Here is a 17,932-nt window from a genome sequence, read left to right as displayed (position 1 = left end):
CCCTGGATTTTCCGTTCACAGCTCCACCGTCTCGAAATCCGCCGGCAGGATCACCTCCAGCAACTCGCAATCGTCCGAGTAGTCGCGGATCAGATGCCTGATGCGCGGTGGCTGCGTCCAGCTGCTGCCTTCGCGCATCATGATCTCGCCTTCCCCTTCGAGATAGGTCTTCACCCAGCCTTTCAGGACGTAGACCATCTGAAACTCGACGCCGTGGAAATGCAGCTTCGAGACTTCCTTCGGATCGCACGGCCCGATCAGGCGAATGACATGCGCACGCGCGAGCCCATGGGTGCCCTCCGCGATGCCGAGATCGCGGTACTGAGCATAGGCACGCAAGCCATCGGCACGAAAGTCTTCCTCACGATGGTGACTGACCACGAAGCGCTGCTTCGGACGAACTTGTTTCGCAGGCGCGCTTCGCGCGGCCGATGCACGCGGCTTGCCCGATTTGGCTTTGGTGCGGGATGTGGATGCGGCGACCTTCTTGCGCGGCGCGGATTTTTTCAGGGCGACGGATCGCGCCGCTGATTTCGCCTTTGCAGACTTAGCTCTCGCCGATCTTGTCTTGGCGGATTTTGTTGTGGCCGATTTCGTTTTAGCCATGTGCGGCCTCCCTGTCTTGACCCGCTGCGTTTGTCGCAGCGTGGCCCGGGAAGACTAGCCATTGCCCGCCGCGCGGACAATGCGCGCCGGCAAGCCTTTCAAAATCCAGTCCGTCAGTGCAGCCGGAACAGACCGTCGACCGCCTTCAACTCCGCCGGCTTGATCAGCTTCGAATGCGCGACGGTGACCGAGACCAGCGGACCTTCGAGCTTGTTCTGCCAGAAGTTCAGGAAGTCCTGCAGCGCCGGAAATTTCGGGAACAGATCGTAGTTCTGCCAGACGTAGGATTGCAGCAGCCAGCGATGATCGGGGCGACGGTAAAGAATTTCGGCCGTCGTCAAACCGTAACCGGCGAGTTGCCGCTTGAAGTCCTCCGAGACAACGCCATCACAGGCAGCGTCCTGCGGGACCATCGCTTTCGAGATCATCAGAACCTCCTTAGAGCGTTTTCCGACGAAGTGGCCTTCCGGTCCGTCGTAGAAAACGCGACCAACAAAGATGTTCGGAGGCGATCGGCAAATAGCTTGTCCTCGGACTTGATCCGGGGATGGCAACCGGTTTTGTCGAACGCGCTCGCACCCACTTTCAGGGAGCATTTTCTGGCGGCGAACCGAACGTCCACTTCGCCGGAAAAGGCTCAGTTGAGCGCGAAAGTCGCGAACCGGATTCCACGTCGCGAACAAACGCGCTGTTCAAGAATCTGACGCATTACGAAGCTTCATCACAAGCTTAAATGTTAAATAAAGTGTTGCCTTTCAAGGCAGTAGCAGCATGACACCGAGACTGCTGACAAAGCTGCTGCTGACAGCGCGCCGCGCCCGTGCGAGTCTCGCTCTCGTCAATACGGAGCGGGGCCATGAGTCGTTTCACCGGCGAACTCACCATTACGCAGCTCGACGTGGATTACCGGACATGGCGGCTCGAACAGCCGCTCATCTATGAAGTCGGCGACGAAGGCTCCGGCCGCGAGATCGAGGTGCACAAGCTGTTCGAGACCGACGGGGCATCGGTCCCGCGCCTCTTCTGGGCGATCCTGCCGACCTGGGGCCGCTACAGCCGCGCCGCCGTGATCCACGACTATCTCTATAACGAGCTGCGACCCGGCACCGAGCCGCACCCGGAAGCGCCGACCCGGCAGCGCGCCGACGCGATCTTTCTCGAGGCGATGGAAGTATGCGGCGTCGGCTTCCTCACCCGATGGATCATGTGGGCGGCGGTGCGCACCTTCGGCTTCCTGGCGTTGCAGGCCGCCCGCGCGGTGGCCTGGAAAAACGACAAGCCGATGCCGGTGGAGGTCGCGCCCCGGCCCGAGCTGGACATTGTGCGCAAGGAGAAGGCCGCGACACCCCCGTCTCCACCCCAGCCCCCGCCTCCAACCCAGCCGCCGGCCCATTAACGATCCCGCAAAAATTGGCAGCCGCGCCATCGGACTGCCAGTTTTTCTGCTAGAAGCCCTTGCCCGGCGCTCGCCATGGGCCTATGTCCGATGCAGCCGTGGTAGCACTCGCCTGCCATGACTGCTAAATTCGTAAAAACACAGCAATGTCAATCTATTAGGAGGACTGCATGAAATTCCGTCCGCTTCACGACCGCGTCGTGGTCAAGCGTATCGACGCCGAAGAGAAGTCCGCTGGCGGCATCATCATTCCGGATAGCGCCAAAGAGAAGCCCTCGCAGGGCGAGATCCTCTCGGTCGGCCCGGGCGGCCGCGACGAGGCCGGCAAGCTGATCCCGATCGACCTCAAGGTCGGTGACATCGTCCTGTTCGGCAAGTGGTCCGGCACCGAGGTCAAGATCGATGGCCAGGAAGTCCTGATCATGAAGGAAAGCGACATCATGGGCGTCATCACCGGGCTGCCCGCCACGAAGAAGAAGGCCGCTTAAGAGCGCCCTCTCTCATCTGAAATTCCAAATCTTCCTGACACTCAAGGAAACCCAATATGTCAGCTAAAGAAGTCAAATTCGGCGTTGAAGCCCGCGACAAGATGTTGCGCGGCGTCGACATCCTCGCCAACGCCGTCAAGGTGACGTTAGGCCCCAAGGGCAGAAACGTCGTTCTCGACAAGTCGTTCGGCGCTCCGCGCATCACCAAGGACGGCGTCACCGTCGCCAAGGACATCGAGCTTGAAGACAAGTTCGAGAACATGGGCGCACAGATGGTCCGTGAAGTGGCCTCGAAGTCGGCAGACGCTGCCGGCGACGGCACCACCACCGCGACCGTGCTGGCCCAGGCCATCGTCAAGGAAGGCGCCAAGGCGGTTGCCGCCGGCATGAACCCGATGGACCTGAAGCGCGGCATCGACCTGGCTGTGGAAGCCGTGGTCGCTGACCTCGTCAAGAACTCCAAGAAGGTCACCTCGAACGACGAGATCGCCCAGGTCGGCACCATCTCGGCCAACGGCGACAAGGAAATCGGCGACTTCCTCGCCAAGGCCATGGCGAAGGTCGGCAACGAAGGCGTCATCACGGTTGAAGAAGCCAAGTCGCTCGATACCGAACTCGACGTCGTCGAGGGCATGCAGTTCGACCGCGGCTACATCTCCCCCTACTTCGTCACCAACGCCGACAAGATGCGCGTTGAATTCGACGACGCCTACATCCTCATCAACGAGAAGAAGCTCTCCTCGCTGAACGAACTGCTTCCGCTGCTGGAAGCCGTCGTGCAGACCGGCAAGCCGCTCGTCATCGTTGCTGAAGACGTCGAAGGCGAAGCTCTCGCCACCCTCGTCGTCAACCGTCTCCGTGGTGGCCTCAAGGTTGCCGCTGTGAAGGCTCCGGGCTTCGGCGACCGCCGCAAGGCCATGCTGCAGGACATCGCGATCCTGACCGGCGGCCAGGCGATCTCGGAAGACCTCGGCATCAAGCTTGAGAACGTGACCCTGAACATGCTGGGCCGCGCCAAGAAGGTGATGATCGACAAGGAAAACACCACCATCGTCAACGGCGCCGGCAAGAAGGCCGACATCGAGGCGCGCGTGTCGCAGATCAAGGCGCAGATCGAAGAAACCACTTCGGACTACGACCGCGAGAAGTTGCAGGAGCGTCTGGCCAAGCTCGCAGGCGGCGTCGCGGTAATCCGCGTCGGCGGCGCGACCGAGGTTGAGGTGAAGGAGCGCAAGGACCGCGTTGATGACGCGATGCATGCGACCCGTGCGGCTGTTGAAGAAGGCATCGTGCCGGGCGGCGGCGTCGCCCTGCTGCGTGCTTCCGAGCAGCTCAAGCGCATCAAGACCCAGAACGACGACCAGAAGACCGGCGTCGAGATCGTCCGCAAGGCGCTCTCCGCTCCGGCCCGCCAGATCGCCATCAACGCAGGCGAAGACGGCTCGGTCATCGTCGGCAAGGTGCTCGAGAAGGAGCAGTATTCCTACGGCTTCGACTCGCAGACCGGTGAATACGGCAACCTCGTCTCCAAGGGCATCATCGACCCGACCAAGGTCGTTCGTGCGGCGATCCAGAACGCAGCTTCGGTTGCGGCTCTCTTGATCACCACCGAAGCCATGATCGCCGAAGTCCCCAAGAAGGGCGGCGCAGGCGGCGGCGGAATGCCTCCGGGCGGCGGCATGGGCGGCATGGATTTCTAAGTCCACGTCTCTCAGGCAGTTACAAAATGCAAAAGGCCCGGTGCAAACCGGGCCTTTTTATTTGGGATAGTGAGAAGCATTGCACAGAAAAGCAGCAGCATTGCATATACTGCGCCGATGTCGAAAACGCGTAACAACCACTATGTGCCCCAATGGTACCAAGAAGGGTTTTTCGAAGCGGGCAGTAATACGCTTGCGTATCTCGATGTGAATCCGACCAGAAGAGTCCTTGAAGACGGCCGCGTCATTACCGAAAGGGCATTATTCGACGCGCCCACTTCGCGCGCCTTTCGGCAATTCGACTTGTATTCAACTTTCTTTGGAACCTCAATTAACGACGAGATTGAACGTCGCCTGTTTGGTGACATCGATGCTCGTGGGTCGAATGCCATTCGAGCATTTGCTGGCTCTGATGCCAGCAGACAGCACCGGCATTTTCAAACTCTTTTCGAGTATATCGACATTCAGAAAATAAGAACGCCCAAAGGGCTGGATTGGCTTAAGACCCAGTATCCCACACTTAGCCAAAACGAATTGATGTTCGAAATGCAGGGCATCCGCATGATGCACTGCACGATCTGGGCCGAAGGAGTACGCGAAATTGTTTCCGCTGAAGATGCCGACATAAAATTCATCGTCAGCGATCACCCAGTGACAATTTATAACCCTGCGGCTCCACCCGAAGCAAAGACGTCCTCCGATTCAAATGATCCTTCGATCGCCTTAAAGGCTTCACAGACAATCTTCCCGCTCACTCGCAATTTCTGCCTAATTCTTACAAACCTTGAATATGCACGCGATCCATCGACCAACCCACTCGAGAAGCGAACCTTCGCCCGCAACTACCGGCAATCAATAATTAGAACTGACGCCTTCATCCGCACGCGGAAACTCTCGAATCAAGAAGTCACGCGGATCAACTATGTTCTGAAAGCACGAGCGCGCCGTTATATCGGCGCTGGACGTAAGGAATGGCTCTATCCAGAAAATAGTATTTCCGAACCTTGGGGAGAGTTACGGAAGACTCTCCTGCCACCCAAGGACGGCCTCTGGAATTTCGGCGGGGAGATGTTTGCGAAGTTCGAGAATGGCCATGTCCACTATCAAGACGAATTTGGCAGGACCGAAAAGCAGCGCGACTTTCTAAGGAAAGATCCCCCCACCAAGCCGTTACGGCCCCGTGACGTATGCGGCTGCGGGTCTGGATGGTTATTCAAGGCGTGTTGTGAGCCAAAGCCCATTGTGCTTCGCCCAACGTGGAGTGAGCCCAGCATCCGTGAACGAAACATCATGCTGTACAATGGCATTGTAAACGTCTTAGGGCTCATACCTGGAAAAGATTGGACCCAAGTTCGACGCAACCTGACCGACGAACAAATAGGTAAAGTCTATTCCCTTTACGAGGGTCTGTGGCCGCTAGAAACTGACCTACTTCAACTTTTGCCAAAACCTGACGGAACCGCGCGCGCAATTTATACCGGCTCCATTCATCCATCGACCATCACCAAGTTTGCACTCGGAGCTTCGTTGTACTTTGGCGAGTTGATTATCCAGCACCCTTTTCTCCACGCAGGCACGGTCAAGAAGAAGTACAGCCCGGTCGAAAATCCGAAAACTTACCGTCAAGAGTTTCTCAAATCCGTCCTTTTCTTTCTCAACGTCATGCCGCTAGTCGAAGTCGGTCTGGTTAACTTAATTCCCGATCCTTGCAACTTCGATTCCCATTTGCGCGATCAGATGTTGCATATGGCGGAATCTCGCGCAGCCGGGTTGCGTATTGACAGGCATAAGGAGCCCCACATCGAAGAGCTAATGAGGCAGGACTTCCGGCGTAGCATTATGTCATTACCGCGAGAGGAATTGCTTTCCCAACTATCGCGAGCCCTTCCGGAATTGGACACGACAAAGCAAGAAGAAACGCTGGGATACATCGAACAACTCAGGGAAAATGATCCGTTGGCCGTTTTACAGACAGACTCCTTAACAGGCGGGCAGTTCAGTATGATGAGCCTCGCGCCAAACTTCGAAATGTCGATGTACTTGGCTCAAGCCACGGGGTCTTGCATCATCACCGATAGCCGCTTTCGTTGGAACGAGGTAAAGAGAGCGAGCCGACAAAGAGCAGGAGGAGGACAGTCCAATCTTGCAGCCTTAGCACGCGACATCGAGCGCTCTGAATTTGTGTTCCCGCAGAATGTTATGGACATCGCGGCACTCGCTCTAGACGAGACCTCCGCCGCCTATCCCGCATTGGTGCGCGACATCTTCAAATATTTATCGAACCTCCGCGAGCGTGGACCTAAGCCGAACCGCGAGGCACAACTAACTGCCCGTTTCGCCAGAGCGCACCAACAGTTCCAATCTGCGATCAAAAAGACTCGTATGGCGACTGAAGAAGCTCGCATTTCCTGCGTTTTTCCGTCTGACGGCATCCAAGACAACACCGTCAACCGTCTTCTCCTAATGTCGAGTTCGGAAATGCACCTACCAAGTGTTCCGATGGCTTTTTTCATTGAGAGCAAAACTTTGCAGGTCAAATAGCACAGCACAGACTTGACGACATTCTGAAATAGGATTATATTCCTTTTGTCCTGCCCCGTCATGAGGGGCGTTTCGCGATCGTCACGATACGCGGGGCGGGATGCGGTGGCCGCGGCGGTGTTCGAAGGCCGTGACGCGTGTGGAATTTCCCGGCTTACCGGGTGATCTCGCGCGGCACGGAGATGACGACCACACCGTTCGCGGACGGCCCAAGGCGTGTCATCCCGGCGCATCGGCTTCGCGCCAAGGGGCAGGACGACGCCGTCGTTCCTCGTACAGAGGGCGATGGAAGAGTCCGTCAGTCCACACAACGGTGGTGTACCCAGCACCGGCCACCGGGGGTGTCTCACGCAACAAGCCGTTCCAACCATTGCGTGCGGAACGCCGGATGCCTCCGGCGCAACCGTGGTGACTACACTCGTGTGCTTTCTACCTTTGCACACGAGGCTGCGGATGCGTCGCGCATCCGGCGTTCCGCGCGCCCTCATGTGAGGGCGGAGGAAACGAGGACTTCGGGCGCCCCCGCGCCGTCATAACAACAGGGGCGATGACGCACATCTCATGGACACAGGAGACGAAGCACAATGCGTATCACACATGCGATGTCGTCCCCGCGCAGGCGGGGACCCATACTCCGTACGCCATCGGTGCAACCACGATTGCGGGCCAACTCTTTCCTTCGCCATCACCACATTCGCTGGTTATGGGTCCCCGCCTGCGCGGGGACGACGTGGAGAGGAATGCGCCTGCGCGGGAATGCGTCACGCGCCTTGCCCCGCCTGGAGCCCGCCGCGTAAGATGCAGGGCATTTCACGGAATTTATAGTCAGCGGATTTTTTGGAACTTTGAGCATGACGCGCCGGACCGATCTTGATGCCCTGCGTATCGTGCTGTGTGCGGCGGTGATCCTGCTGCACGCCTTCATGATCTTCTCGGCCGACCCCTACTATCACATCAAGAGCGCGCAGCCCTCGCCGTTCGCCGGCATCACAGCCGAGTTTCTGCGCGTCACCGCCATGGTGACGTTCTTCACCATCGCGGGTTATGCGGCGGTGACCTCGCTGCGCCGGCGCAGCCCGCTGCAGTTCATGAGGGAGCGCGCGCTGCGGCTGCTCGTTCCGCTCGTCGTCGGGATCTGGACCTCGGGCACGATCATCAAGTACGTCGAGATGATGCATGGCCGCGATCTCGGCCTGCACGGCCTGCGCAAGGCGCGCACGCTGCAGGCGATGCTCGACGTCGAGCCCGACGTGCCGCTCGGCTTTTTCGATTTCTTCCCGCGCAATCTCGGCATCCTGAACCTGCTGACGTGGTCGCACCTCTGGTTTCTCGCCTATCTGTTTTTGATTTCGCTGATGCTGCTGCCGCTGCTGTTGTGGCTGGCGCGGCGCGCGCCGAATGCCGCGCGGCTCAGCGCCGCGGTGCTGTATCTGCCCGCGCTGCCGCTCGGCCTGTATGTCGCGGCGTCTCACGCCTACTGGCCTTACCTGCCGAACCTGATCGGCGACTGGGCCAACTTCATCTACTTCGCAATGTACATGGCGTTCGGCGCGGCGATCGCGGCGTGGCCGGGCATCGAAGCGCAGATGCGCGCGCAGGCGCCGCGCTTCGCGGTGCTGATGGCGCTGGCGTTCGCGGGCGTGGCGTATTTCGGCGTTTCCACCGCGGGGCGCGTGTTCGTCGGATTGACGGCGTGGTTCGCGGTCTGCGCTGCGTTGGGCTTCGCCACGCGGTACAAGCCCTCAGCAAGTGCGGCGTTGACTTATCTCACCGAGGCAACGCTGCCGGTCTACATCATCCACCACGCAGCGCTGCTGCTGATCGGCCTCGAGGTGATGAATCTGCCGCTGCCGGTATGGGGCAAGGTCGCGATGATCTGGCTCGCGACCATCGCCGTATCCCTCGCGATGTATCACTGGCTGATCCGGCCGTGGCGGCCGATGCGGTGGCTGGCCGGGATGAGCCATGCGCCTGCGATTTCAGTGGAGGATAGCGCGGCAGCAGCGCCTGCGCTGTCACGATGAAGGAAATCTCGCGCGTCAGTTCATGCTTGCGACGACGACCAGGCGCTTCACTTCGCCATTCTGATAGGCCTTCAGGAACGCGTTGTAGTCCTTGAACGACACGCAACCGTTGGAATCGCCGTTCGGCCCCAGCAGGTAGGAATGCGTGAGCAGGCCGGTGCGGCCGTGGATCGCGCCCTCGCCGCCCACCGGCGTCAGCCGCAACGCCGCCACGCCGTGAAACAGCGCCTCGCGCGGCTTGAGCGTATAGATGTGCGGCGGCGTCGCGCCGTGCATGCGGACGTGAACGTAACGCGGATCATCCATCTTGCTGCCGAGGCCGGAATGCGCTTCCAGCTTCGAACCGTTGGGCATGTAGACGGTGCGCGCGGTGATGTCGTAGATCGCGGTCAGCTTGTCGTCTTCGCTCGAGCCGCCGGGTGTGGCCGATGTGCCGTCGCTCATCACGCCGCCGTCGGAGCCGGCATAGGCGAGAACGGGACCGGGTGTCGTGCGGCCGAACAGCTTGTCGAACAGGCTCGGGGTCTTGCTGGCCATCGCGGCGAGCGCGGCGTTCTTGGCCCGCTCCACCATCTCGGAGTGACCTGGCTTGACGCGGCTCTGCGGGAATTTGAAGTCGGTCGGTCGCGCCGATGGAAGCGGCACGCTGGCAACGCGCGCAGGCGGCGTCGGCGGAAGTGCTACGTCAGGCGCGCTGGCGATCTCGGCCCGCGATGGCGCGGACTTCTGATTATCAGGTGCCGCAACAACGGTCGGCTTGAACATGACCGGCGGCGCGCCGAGCGAATGGGTCACGTCGAGCAATGCGGCGTAGTTCTTCTGCTCGACGGTGAGTGCTGGCGGCTCGGCGTCGGCAACGGTCAGCGCGGTGAAGCGATCGGCGAACGCTTGCTGGTCGAGACCTGGTCTTGCAGCGGCGAACACGACGCGCCGCTCAGTGGCCGGCGCATCGACGCCGGCACCGAACGGATTGCTGCCGAACACGTTGCTGTAGAGCGTCCAGCCGCACGCCAGCGTCACAAACGCAATCGCTGCGCCGCCGACGATATTCAAAGGGCTGGAAGTCCGCGAGGAACGTCCGTCATGGTGGGCCGTGTAGCCGGTACGCGCAACAGAACTGGTACTCATACGCCTTGCATCCAGAACAATCCCACCTTGTCCTTCCGGCTGCATTCGGCGGTTCATGCGCGAACGGCGCATGCGAAAGCGGGCCAGCGTCAGTTGCCGTGCGGAGCTTGGAGTTCCCCACGCGACATCTCGCAAAGGTGCGGAGCGGCATTAAGGCGGCATTTAGTTAAATGCGGATTAAGTGCGGGCAGATGTAAGGCAGGCCTGCCAACCGGGTTCCATCAGAACGGTTATCGCGGGCCGCCAAGCTCTGGCGGCAGGGCGCGGTTGAGCACCTCACCCTTCGGGCCATCCAGCAGATCGACCGCGTAGGTCTCGATCGCGACCCCGCTGCGTTTGCGGGTCAGTTCCGCGAGGTTTTCAACGCGCGCATATCGGGCACGATACGCAAAACTTGCGCCCGCCGGGCCGATCAGGAGCGCTTTGCCCTTGAACAGGTTTGCATCCGGCTCGCTCATGAAGGTCCAGCGATAGCGCTGCTGGAACTGGGCAACGCACGTTCCTTTCGGCAGATAGAACATCAGCCACGAGGTGGTGCCGTAGTCCGCAGCCAATACGCAGTTTGCGTTTTGCTTGAGACGGATCGCCTCGATTTCGTTCGCAAGCGCCGGCCAGCCCACGCCGACGCTGCGCACGGTGGCGTCGCGGCGGAAGCCGGTGAACACGCCGGTGTTGGTCTGCACGATCAACACGACGAACAGGATAACGCCAATCGGCAGCGCCAGGCGACGCGACCAGTTCATCGTGCGCTGCTCACGCGGATTCCACGTCGTGCCCCACGCGGCATATGCGGCCGCGATGGCAAATGCAGGATAGACCGGCCCGAGCCAGTTGGCCTCGACGCGGGCGTGGAGCGCATGCCAGACGAAGTAAAGGAAGATCATCCAGACGCTGACATTGATGAGCGTAGCGCCCGCGACATGCGCCGCCCTCGCCCGCGCCAGCGCGTAAAGGCCGAAGACGCCGAGAATGAACACCGATGGGGTCGCGAAGGCGAACTGCGTCGGGATCATCTCGCCGAGATACTTGAGCGTCATGCCCTCGACACGCGCGCGGCCGAGTTGCTTGATGAACGACACCCATTGGTGATCGGCATTCCAGAGGATCACCGGCGAGAAGACCACGAATGCGACGATGCCGCCGAGATAAGGCCACGGCGACGCCAGCCAGCGGCGCTGATCCTTGACCAGCACGAGCCACAGCAAAATCTGCGCGCCGAAGAACAATGCGGTGTATTTCGACAGCAGACCCGCCCCCACCGCCGCGCCGACCGCAAGCCACCAGACGCCGCGGCCGGTCTGCCAGATCTTGGCGAGGAAATAGAGGACGAAGCTCGCGGCCACCATCAATGGCGCGTCCGGCGTCACGATAGTGGTCCCGACCGAAGCCATCAGCGTTGCGTTGAGAAAGATCGTCGCTGCCGCGGCGATCCGGACGTCCCCAAACAGGATCCTGGCGGCACGATAGACTGCCCAACTCATCGGTAGCGCCAGCAGGATCGAGACCAGCCGCACACCGAATGCGGTGTCACCCGCAATTATGGTGCCGAGACGGATCACCACCGCGACCATCGGCGGATGATCGTAATATCCGCCCGCGAGATGCTTCGCCCACGTCCAGTAATAGGCTTCGTCGAATGTCAGTTGCGTGAACGCCGCCGCAACCAGACGAAGCACAACAAGCGCGGCCACGGTGACAGCGGTCACACGTACCAGCCTCGTCTCGGAGGAAGTCATTTTGCGCGCCAGACAAAGAGACTGGAGACGCCGTAATTCCAGACCACGCCCATCAGCGCGCCGGCTGCGCCCGCCAGCCACCAGATCGGTTCTTGATCGAAGACAGTCGCCGCGACGCCGACATTGGCGAGCAGACCGACGCTGCAGACCAGATAGAACAGCAGCAGGCCGCGAATAAGAGCGACGCCCTTCAGGCGCTGGTCCCGATAGGTCAGCCGGTTGTTGAGCAGGAAGTTTCCGGTCATCGCGACGAACGCAGCGACGCCTTGCGCTTCGGCGAAAGGAACATTCAGACCGAGCGCGGTATAAAGCGTGACGAGGTGCACGCCGAGGCCGATCCCACCGACCAGCGCGAACAGCAGAAAACGGAGCGACACCAGATCACCGGTCAGCTTGGCAAGGACGAGGCCAAGGAAGTCCAGCACGACCATCGAGTCCAGTTTGCTCTCGCCGTGCAGCCGCGCCCCGAAGGAATAAGGCACCTCGACGACGCGGAGTTTTCCGCCCGCAGTCGCCACGATATCCAGCAGGATCTTAAAGCCCTGCACCGAGAGCGATGGCGCAAGCTGTTCGAAGCGGTCGCGGCGAAGCATGAAGAAGCCGCTCATCGGATCGGCGATCTCGATATGCAGCAGCTTCTTCGCGATATTGGTCGCAAACACGCTGCCGCCGAGGCGCGCGCTGCCGAAACTTCCGGTGTCGCCACCGCTGATATAGCGGCTGCCGACGGCGAGTTCGGCTTCGCCCGATTGCAGCAGCGCGAGCATTTTCGGCAGTTGGGTTTCGTCGTGCTGAAGGTCGGCGTCCATGACGGCGACATAAGGCGCACTCGAGGCCAGGATGCCCTCGATGCAAGCTCCGGACAGCCCGCGCCGGCCGATGCGGCGGATACACCGCACCCGGGGATCGGTCTGCGCCAACTGGCGGGCAACTTCCCACGTCCCGTCTGGGGAGTTGTCGTCAACAAAGATGACTTCCCACGCGATGCCGGCAAGCGCGGCGTCCAGCTTTGCGAAAAGCTTGGGGACGTTGTCGCGCTCTTTGAAAGTTGGCACCACGACGCATAGTTGACGCGCAGGTGCCGCCCCGGGTGAGATGGCCTCAGTCATGGACCCAGCGTATATCCGGGGTGCAGGACGATGCCAAGACGCCCTGCCGGGGCGCGATTTCGATGCGATAATACCGGGAAACCGGGTGGCGGCAGGTTGTGATGGGGCCAGAAATGCCAACGACCACGGAGGGAAACCGGTGAGAGAATCAAGGCCGCGCGTACATCCGGCGCGCTCAACCTCTCACGGCATCTTCTCGTGGTCGTCCCGGCGACGGAGCGTGGCTGCAACATCGCCGATAGAAACTAGATAGGTACGGCACCGGCGCCCCGCAAGGGGCCTCAAGGGAAGCGAGAAATGGCGAAAAAATCAGGTCAAATCCACATCGGGATCGGCGGCTGGACCTTCGCGCCGTGGCGGGGCGTATTCTATCCGGAAAAGCTGACCCAGGCGAAAGAGCTCTCCTACGCCGCGTCCAAGCTGACCTCGATCGAGATCAACGGCACCTATTACGGATCGCAGAAGCCCGAAAGCTTCCGCAAGTGGGCCAGCGAGGTGCCGGACGGCTTCGTGTTCTCGGTCAAGGGACCGCGGTTCGCCACCAACCGCCGTGTGCTGGCGGAGGCCGGTGATTCCATCAAGCGCTTCTACGATTCCGGCGTCACGGAGATGGGCGACCGGCTCGGGCCAGTGCTGTGGCAATTCGCGCCAACCAAGAAATTCGACGAAGCCGATTTCGGCGCCTTTCTCGAGCTGCTGCCGCGCAAGTTCGACGGCGTCGCTCTGCGCCATGTGGTGGAAGTGCGCAACGACAGTTTCTGCACGCCGTCATTTATCGAGCTGCTGCGCAAGCACAACGTCGCGGTGGTCTATGCCGATCACGCGAAGTATCCGGCGATCGCCGACATAACCTCCGATTTCGCTTACGTCCGGCTTCAGACCGGCCAGGATACCGTCAAGACCGCCTACCCGCCCAAGGTGCTGGATGAATGGGCCAAACGACTGACGCTCTGGGCACAAGGCGGTGAACCCACCGACCTCGCCCGCGCCGACAAGACGCCTGCGAAGAAAGAACCGCGCGACGTGTTCGCCTACGTGATCCATGAAGGAAAGATCCGTGCCCCCGCCGGGGCGATGGAATTGATCGAGCGGGTGAAGTGAGCCGATAATCGAGTTCGCGCACCAACCGGGCGCAGGAGACAGCATGGCCAAGGCCAAGAAGCTTTTCACCATCGGTTACGAACAAACGCCCGCGAAGGCCGTGCTCGACGAACTTCAGCGTGCCGGTGTGAAATTGCTGGTCGATGTGCGCGCCGTCGCATCGTCGCGCCGGCCGGGCTTTTCCAAATCTCAGCTCGCGGCCGGCCTCGACGCGCGGGGCATCTCCTACATCCATCTTCGGGGCCTTGGCACACCGAAGGATGGCCGCCTGGCTGCACGCAGCGGCGACATGAAGGCACTGTCGAAAATCTATCAAGCCCACCTGAAAACGCCGCAAGCGCGTGGGGAAATGGATGAACTGGCAGCGTTAGTAATGAAGGCCGGGCCGGTCTGCATCCTGTGCTATGAGCGCGATCACAACGTCTGCCACCGCAAATTCATCGCCGAGATCATCGAGGATCGTGAAGGCGTGAAGATCGAAGACCTGGCCGCCCCGCAGATCTGAGTTATCCACAGGGGTCCGCGAATCTTCCGGACCTGTTCGCTTCGCGTTCCCGACCCGTTCGCTAGACGAACCTCCGCTTCAGGGCTCTAATTTCTGCGTATTTTTACGTAAGCATTTCAGTAGCCGGGGCTCGGGGCTCCATGCGTTGCGTTGGATGGGTGTACGCGTTTTGCGTCACCGCCGCCGCTCTGTTTTGCGGAGGCTCTCCAACTGTTGCCGATCCCCTGACCGATCCCTTGCCCTCGTCGAGCCAACTGAGCGGCGGCGCATATCCCGAAAAGTTTCTCTATTTCAGCGGCTTCGATCTCTGGCGCAGCGGCGGCTCGGCCTACGGCGGCGTTCAATGGGCACCAAGCGGCCTGAACGAGGACGGTTTCACGCTGAAGCTGCTACTGGCCGAAGGCACCTACCGTTATCTCGCCGGCAGCACCAGCATCCGCGGCACTGGCCTGCTCGCGTCGGTCCTTCCCGGCTGGCGGATCAAGCGTGGCGACTTCGAAATCAAGCTGTTCGCCGGTCTCGATCTTCAGCACCACCGCCTGTCCCCGGACGATCCCGGCAACAGCCTGCGCGGCAATCATGCGGGCGTCCGCGTCGCCGCCGATCTATGGTGGGAGCCGACGACATCGCTCATGCTGGCGTCGTCGATCTCGGGCTCGACCATCGGCAACAGCTTCGGCATCCGTGGAGCCGCAGGCTGGCGTGTTTTGGATCGCTTCTGGACCGGGCCGGAGGTGGAAACATCGGGTGACGAGGTCTACCGCCAATACAGGATCGGCGCTCATCTGACGTCGCTGAAGTTTGCAGCGTTTGAATGGTCGCTCGGCGCAGGTTATGTTGAGGACAACAGCCATCGCTCCGGACTCTATGGGCGCATCAGTCTGCTCACGCGCCGATAGCAAGCCAGACTCTGGCGCTCTCTAAAGTCTAATACGCAAAAGGTTGAATGGTATGATTCACATCATACTATAAAAGCCTGCTCCCGACTTCGCCAGGATCACAATGATTTCCGCATGGGTTTCTGCACGCCTCGCCGATCGAGGCATTCACTACGGCTGGGTCATGGTGGCCGTGACGTTCTTCACCGCGCTGGTCAGTTCGGCTTCCGTCGGTGCACCTGGCGTCTTCATCCTGCCGCTGGAGAAGGAATTCGGGTGGAGCACCACGCAAATTTCGTCGGCGCTGTCGATCCGTCTGCTGCTGTTCGGACTAATGGCCCCCTTTGCGGCAGCGCTGATGGTGCGCTTCGGATTGCGTAACGTGGTGATGTCGGCGCTGACGATCATCACAATAGGTCTGCTCGCATCACTCGCCATGACGGAGGCCTGGCATCTGATCGCGCTATGGGGCTTCGTCGTCGGATTCGGAACCGGCATGACGGCGATGGTTCTCGGCGCGACGGTCGCGACGCGCTGGTTCACCGCGCATCGAGGGCTGGTGGTCGGAATTCTGGCTGCCAGCGTCGCCACCGGCCAGCTCATCTTTCTTCCCGTCATGGCTTACCTGACAGAAGCCTTCGGCTGGCGCGCCGCCATGGGCACCATGTGCGTGATGCTCGCCATCGCTGCCGTGATGGTGTTGCTGTTCATGAGTGACCGGCCGTCGGACCTCGGGCTGCGGCCGGTTGGCGATGACGGCACCTCGCCCGTCCCCGTAGTGCCTCCGGCGACCTCGATCATCTCGGCGGCTTTCGCAGCCTTACGAGATGCGTCGAAAACCCGTGTGTTCTGGATTCTGTTCGGCACCTTCTTCGTCTGCGGCGCGAGTACCAATGGGCTGGTCCAGACCCATTTCATTCCAATGTGTGCAGACTTCGGAATCTCCACGACCATGTCCGCGAGCCTGCTCGCCGCCATGGGCATCTTCGACTTTGTCGGAACCATCGCCTCCGGCTGGCTGTCTGACCGTTACAACAATCGCTGGCTGCTGTTCTGGTATTACGGCCTGCGCGGTCTTTCGCTGGTGTTCCTGCCGTTCACCGACTTCTCGTTCTACGGATTGTCGTTGTTCGCAGTATTCTACGGTCTGGACTGGATCGCTACCGTCCCGCCCACCGTCAAACTGACGGCCAAGCATTTCGGACCGGAGCGCGCCGCGATGGTATTCGGCTGGATTTTCGTCGGCCACCAGCTTGGATCGGCAACAGCCGCGTTTGGTGCCGGTCTGACGCGAACGCTGTACGAAAGCTATCTGCCGGCGTTCTTCGTGGCAGGCGTTCTCTGTCTGATCGCGGCGGCGGTGATGATGCTGCTCCGGACCGGTCCGAAAGCCGCAACGGCGTGAAACGGTCAGCCGAGGCGCCAGACCGCCATCGGCTGCTCGTAACCTTTGACCGCGACCTCGCCGAGCGATACGGCGTCGACGCATGCGTCGCCAAGAGCATCGCGGACGACCGACGAGATCAGCAGTTGCGAATTGAACTCCTTGTTGAGGGATTCAAGCCGCGACGCAAAGTTCACAGTGTCGCCGATCACGGTATATTCCTTGCGCCTTGTTGAGCCGACATTGCCGGCAACGACATCGCCGAAATGAACCCCGATCCCGATGCGAAGCGGCCAACTGCTGGCTTCGTTGTTGCGTGTCATGGCCACAAGCATTTCGCGTCCAGCCGCGACCGCATGCTGCGTGGCATCCGGCGCCTCGAAAGGCGCCCCGAACAGCCCAAGAAATCCATCGCCCATGAACTTGTTCACAATGCCGCCGTGGCTATCGACAATCTCCACCAGCACAGCGAACGCTCCGTCCAGCCGATCGACGACCTCCTGCGGGCTGCGCGATCGCGCCGCCGCTGTGAAGCTGCGAAAGTCCACAAACATGACCGCCACACGGCGGGTATCGCTCGCCATGCTCGTTCCTTCGGCGAGCAACCGCTCAACAACCTGTGGCGAAACGTGTTGACCGAACAGGTTGGTCACCCGGTCGCGCGCGGGCGCGGCTACGATGCTTTTCTCGAATTGACGCCGCAACAGGACACCGACAGCACCTGCAAGCACGCCACATATGAAGACGATCAGACTCCGGATAACGTGATAGTCCACGTCAGGCGCTGCATCCGGATGATAGAACAGCGCCATACCCAGCAATTGAACGGCGGCCACGAACCCGGTGAACGTGGACAGCCAGAAATCGAGCCGAAGTGTCGAGAGAATAATGAATATGAAGTAGCTCAACGGCACGATGTAACCAAGCGCCTGAACGGATCCCATATTGTCGATGTGAAGAGCCAATGCGATCGTTGGCGTGCTCGTCTCGATAAAGGCGCTGAGGTATCGCCGGAAAATCGGCAGATCGCGATCTAACTTCAACTGCCGCTTGACCATGACATGGACAAACAACTCGAACAGGATAAACGGCACCAGAGTAACATAGAGATAGGCCGGCTTGAATTTGCCGTGCCATAGCTCGTTCAATTGCTCCGGTGCGAAGATGTAAAACGACCAAAGAGCCAGGGTGAGGACCGATGTCGTCACGATCAGCGCCTTGATGCGCACCAACTCGGTCTTCAGGATCTCCCGCGTCAGCACACGCCGGAAATCATCCGAAACCGCAGCACGATCGGCCTTCCCTCCCCAACTCTTCAGCCAACGCATGCCTCGCC

The 17,932-nt window shown here is 60.5% G+C and carries 15 protein-coding genes; 9 read left to right on the top strand and 6 right to left on the bottom strand.

The genetic code is table 11. From position 1 onward, the window contains the following. Nucleotides 1-15: 15 nt before the first annotated feature. A complete protein-coding gene (locus YH63_RS14785; protein WP_046826929.1) occupies nt 16-606 on the bottom strand; it encodes a cupin domain-containing protein in 591 nt (196 codons plus the stop codon). Nucleotides 607-719: 113 nt separating this feature from the next. Beyond that, a complete protein-coding gene (locus YH63_RS14780) occupies nt 720-1,034 on the bottom strand; it encodes an usg protein (protein WP_046826930.1) in 315 nt (104 codons plus the stop codon). A 428-nt stretch (nt 1,035-1,462) separates the two neighbouring features. On the opposite strand from YH63_RS14780, the gene YH63_RS14775 reads away from it, so the two are divergent. The 5 genes from YH63_RS14775 (at nt 1,463) to YH63_RS14755 (ending at nt 8,755) form a co-directional block, all read left to right on the top strand. Next, on the top strand, nt 1,463-2,002 hold the full coding sequence (locus tag YH63_RS14775; RefSeq protein WP_046826932.1) for a DUF1353 domain-containing protein: 540 nt from the start codon (nt 1,463-1,465) through the stop codon (nt 2,000-2,002). Between the two features lie 170 nt (nt 2,003-2,172). After that, nucleotides 2,173-2,490 (top strand): co-chaperone GroES, encoded by a 318-nt coding sequence (locus YH63_RS14770; protein ID WP_046826933.1) that lies wholly within the window; start codon nt 2,173-2,175, stop codon nt 2,488-2,490. 56 nt (nt 2,491-2,546) lie between these two features. Beyond that, entirely contained in the window at nt 2,547-4,190 is a 1,644-nt protein-coding gene (gene groL / locus YH63_RS14765; protein WP_046826934.1) for a chaperonin GroEL, read from the top strand. A gap of 117 nt (nt 4,191-4,307) precedes the next feature. Next, on the top strand, nt 4,308-6,731 hold the full coding sequence (locus YH63_RS14760; protein ID WP_046826935.1) for a DUF4238 domain-containing protein: 2,424 nt from the start codon (nt 4,308-4,310) through the stop codon (nt 6,729-6,731). 851 nt (nt 6,732-7,582) lie between these two features. Continuing rightward, on the top strand, nt 7,583-8,755 hold the full coding sequence (locus tag YH63_RS14755; RefSeq protein WP_046826936.1) for an acyltransferase family protein: 1,173 nt from the start codon (nt 7,583-7,585) through the stop codon (nt 8,753-8,755). 15 nt (nt 8,756-8,770) lie between these two features. Here the strand turns inward: YH63_RS14755 and YH63_RS14750 are convergent, their stop codons facing one another. From YH63_RS14750 to YH63_RS14740, 3 genes are all read right to left on the bottom strand, one after another. Next, nucleotides 8,771-9,883, bottom strand: a complete 1,113-nt coding sequence (locus tag YH63_RS14750) for a DUF2778 domain-containing protein (protein ID WP_046826937.1) — start codon at nt 9,881-9,883, stop codon at nt 8,771-8,773. 230 nt (nt 9,884-10,113) lie between these two features. Beyond that, complete coding sequence (locus YH63_RS14745; RefSeq protein WP_046826938.1) at nt 10,114-11,619, bottom strand: glycosyltransferase family 39 protein; 1,506 nt, start codon at nt 11,617-11,619, stop codon at nt 10,114-10,116. Then, on the bottom strand, nt 11,616-12,728 hold the full coding sequence (locus YH63_RS14740; protein WP_046826939.1) for a glycosyltransferase: 1,113 nt from the start codon (nt 12,726-12,728) through the stop codon (nt 11,616-11,618). The genes YH63_RS14745 and YH63_RS14740 overlap by 4 nt, the downstream gene beginning before the upstream one ends. 297 nt (nt 12,729-13,025) lie before the next feature. Between YH63_RS14740 and YH63_RS14735 the strand changes: the two genes are divergently transcribed. The 4 genes from YH63_RS14735 (at nt 13,026) to YH63_RS14720 (ending at nt 16,617) form a co-directional block, all read left to right on the top strand. Continuing rightward, the gene (locus tag YH63_RS14735) at nt 13,026-13,829 is read left to right on the top strand and encodes a DUF72 domain-containing protein (RefSeq protein ID WP_046826940.1); all 804 of its coding nucleotides are present in this window, start codon (nt 13,026-13,028) and stop codon (nt 13,827-13,829) included. A 43-nt stretch (nt 13,830-13,872) separates the two neighbouring features. Beyond that, the gene (locus tag YH63_RS14730; RefSeq protein WP_046826941.1) at nt 13,873-14,334 is read left to right on the top strand and encodes a DUF488 domain-containing protein; all 462 of its coding nucleotides are present in this window, start codon (nt 13,873-13,875) and stop codon (nt 14,332-14,334) included. Nucleotides 14,335-14,474: 140 nt separating this feature from the next. After that, entirely contained in the window at nt 14,475-15,233 is a 759-nt protein-coding gene (bcsS, locus tag YH63_RS14725; RefSeq protein ID WP_046826942.1) for a cellulose biosynthesis protein BcsS, read from the top strand. A gap of 103 nt (nt 15,234-15,336) precedes the next feature. Further along, nucleotides 15,337-16,617, top strand: coding sequence for an MFS transporter (locus YH63_RS14720; RefSeq protein WP_046826943.1), 1,281 nt, complete (start codon nt 15,337-15,339; stop codon nt 16,615-16,617). Nucleotides 16,618-16,622: 5 nt separating this feature from the next. Here the strand turns inward: YH63_RS14720 and YH63_RS14715 are convergent, their stop codons facing one another. Then, nucleotides 16,623-17,924, bottom strand: a complete 1,302-nt coding sequence (locus YH63_RS14715) for an adenylate/guanylate cyclase domain-containing protein (protein WP_046826944.1) — start codon at nt 17,922-17,924, stop codon at nt 16,623-16,625. Between the last annotated feature and the right edge of the window lie 8 nt (nt 17,925-17,932).

Origin of the sequence: Afipia massiliensis (assembly GCF_001006325.2) — a bacterium.
Lineage (GTDB): Bacteria > Pseudomonadota > Alphaproteobacteria > Rhizobiales > Xanthobacteraceae > Afipia > Afipia massiliensis_A.
This window is presented reverse-complemented; position numbering and strand designations above follow the sequence as displayed.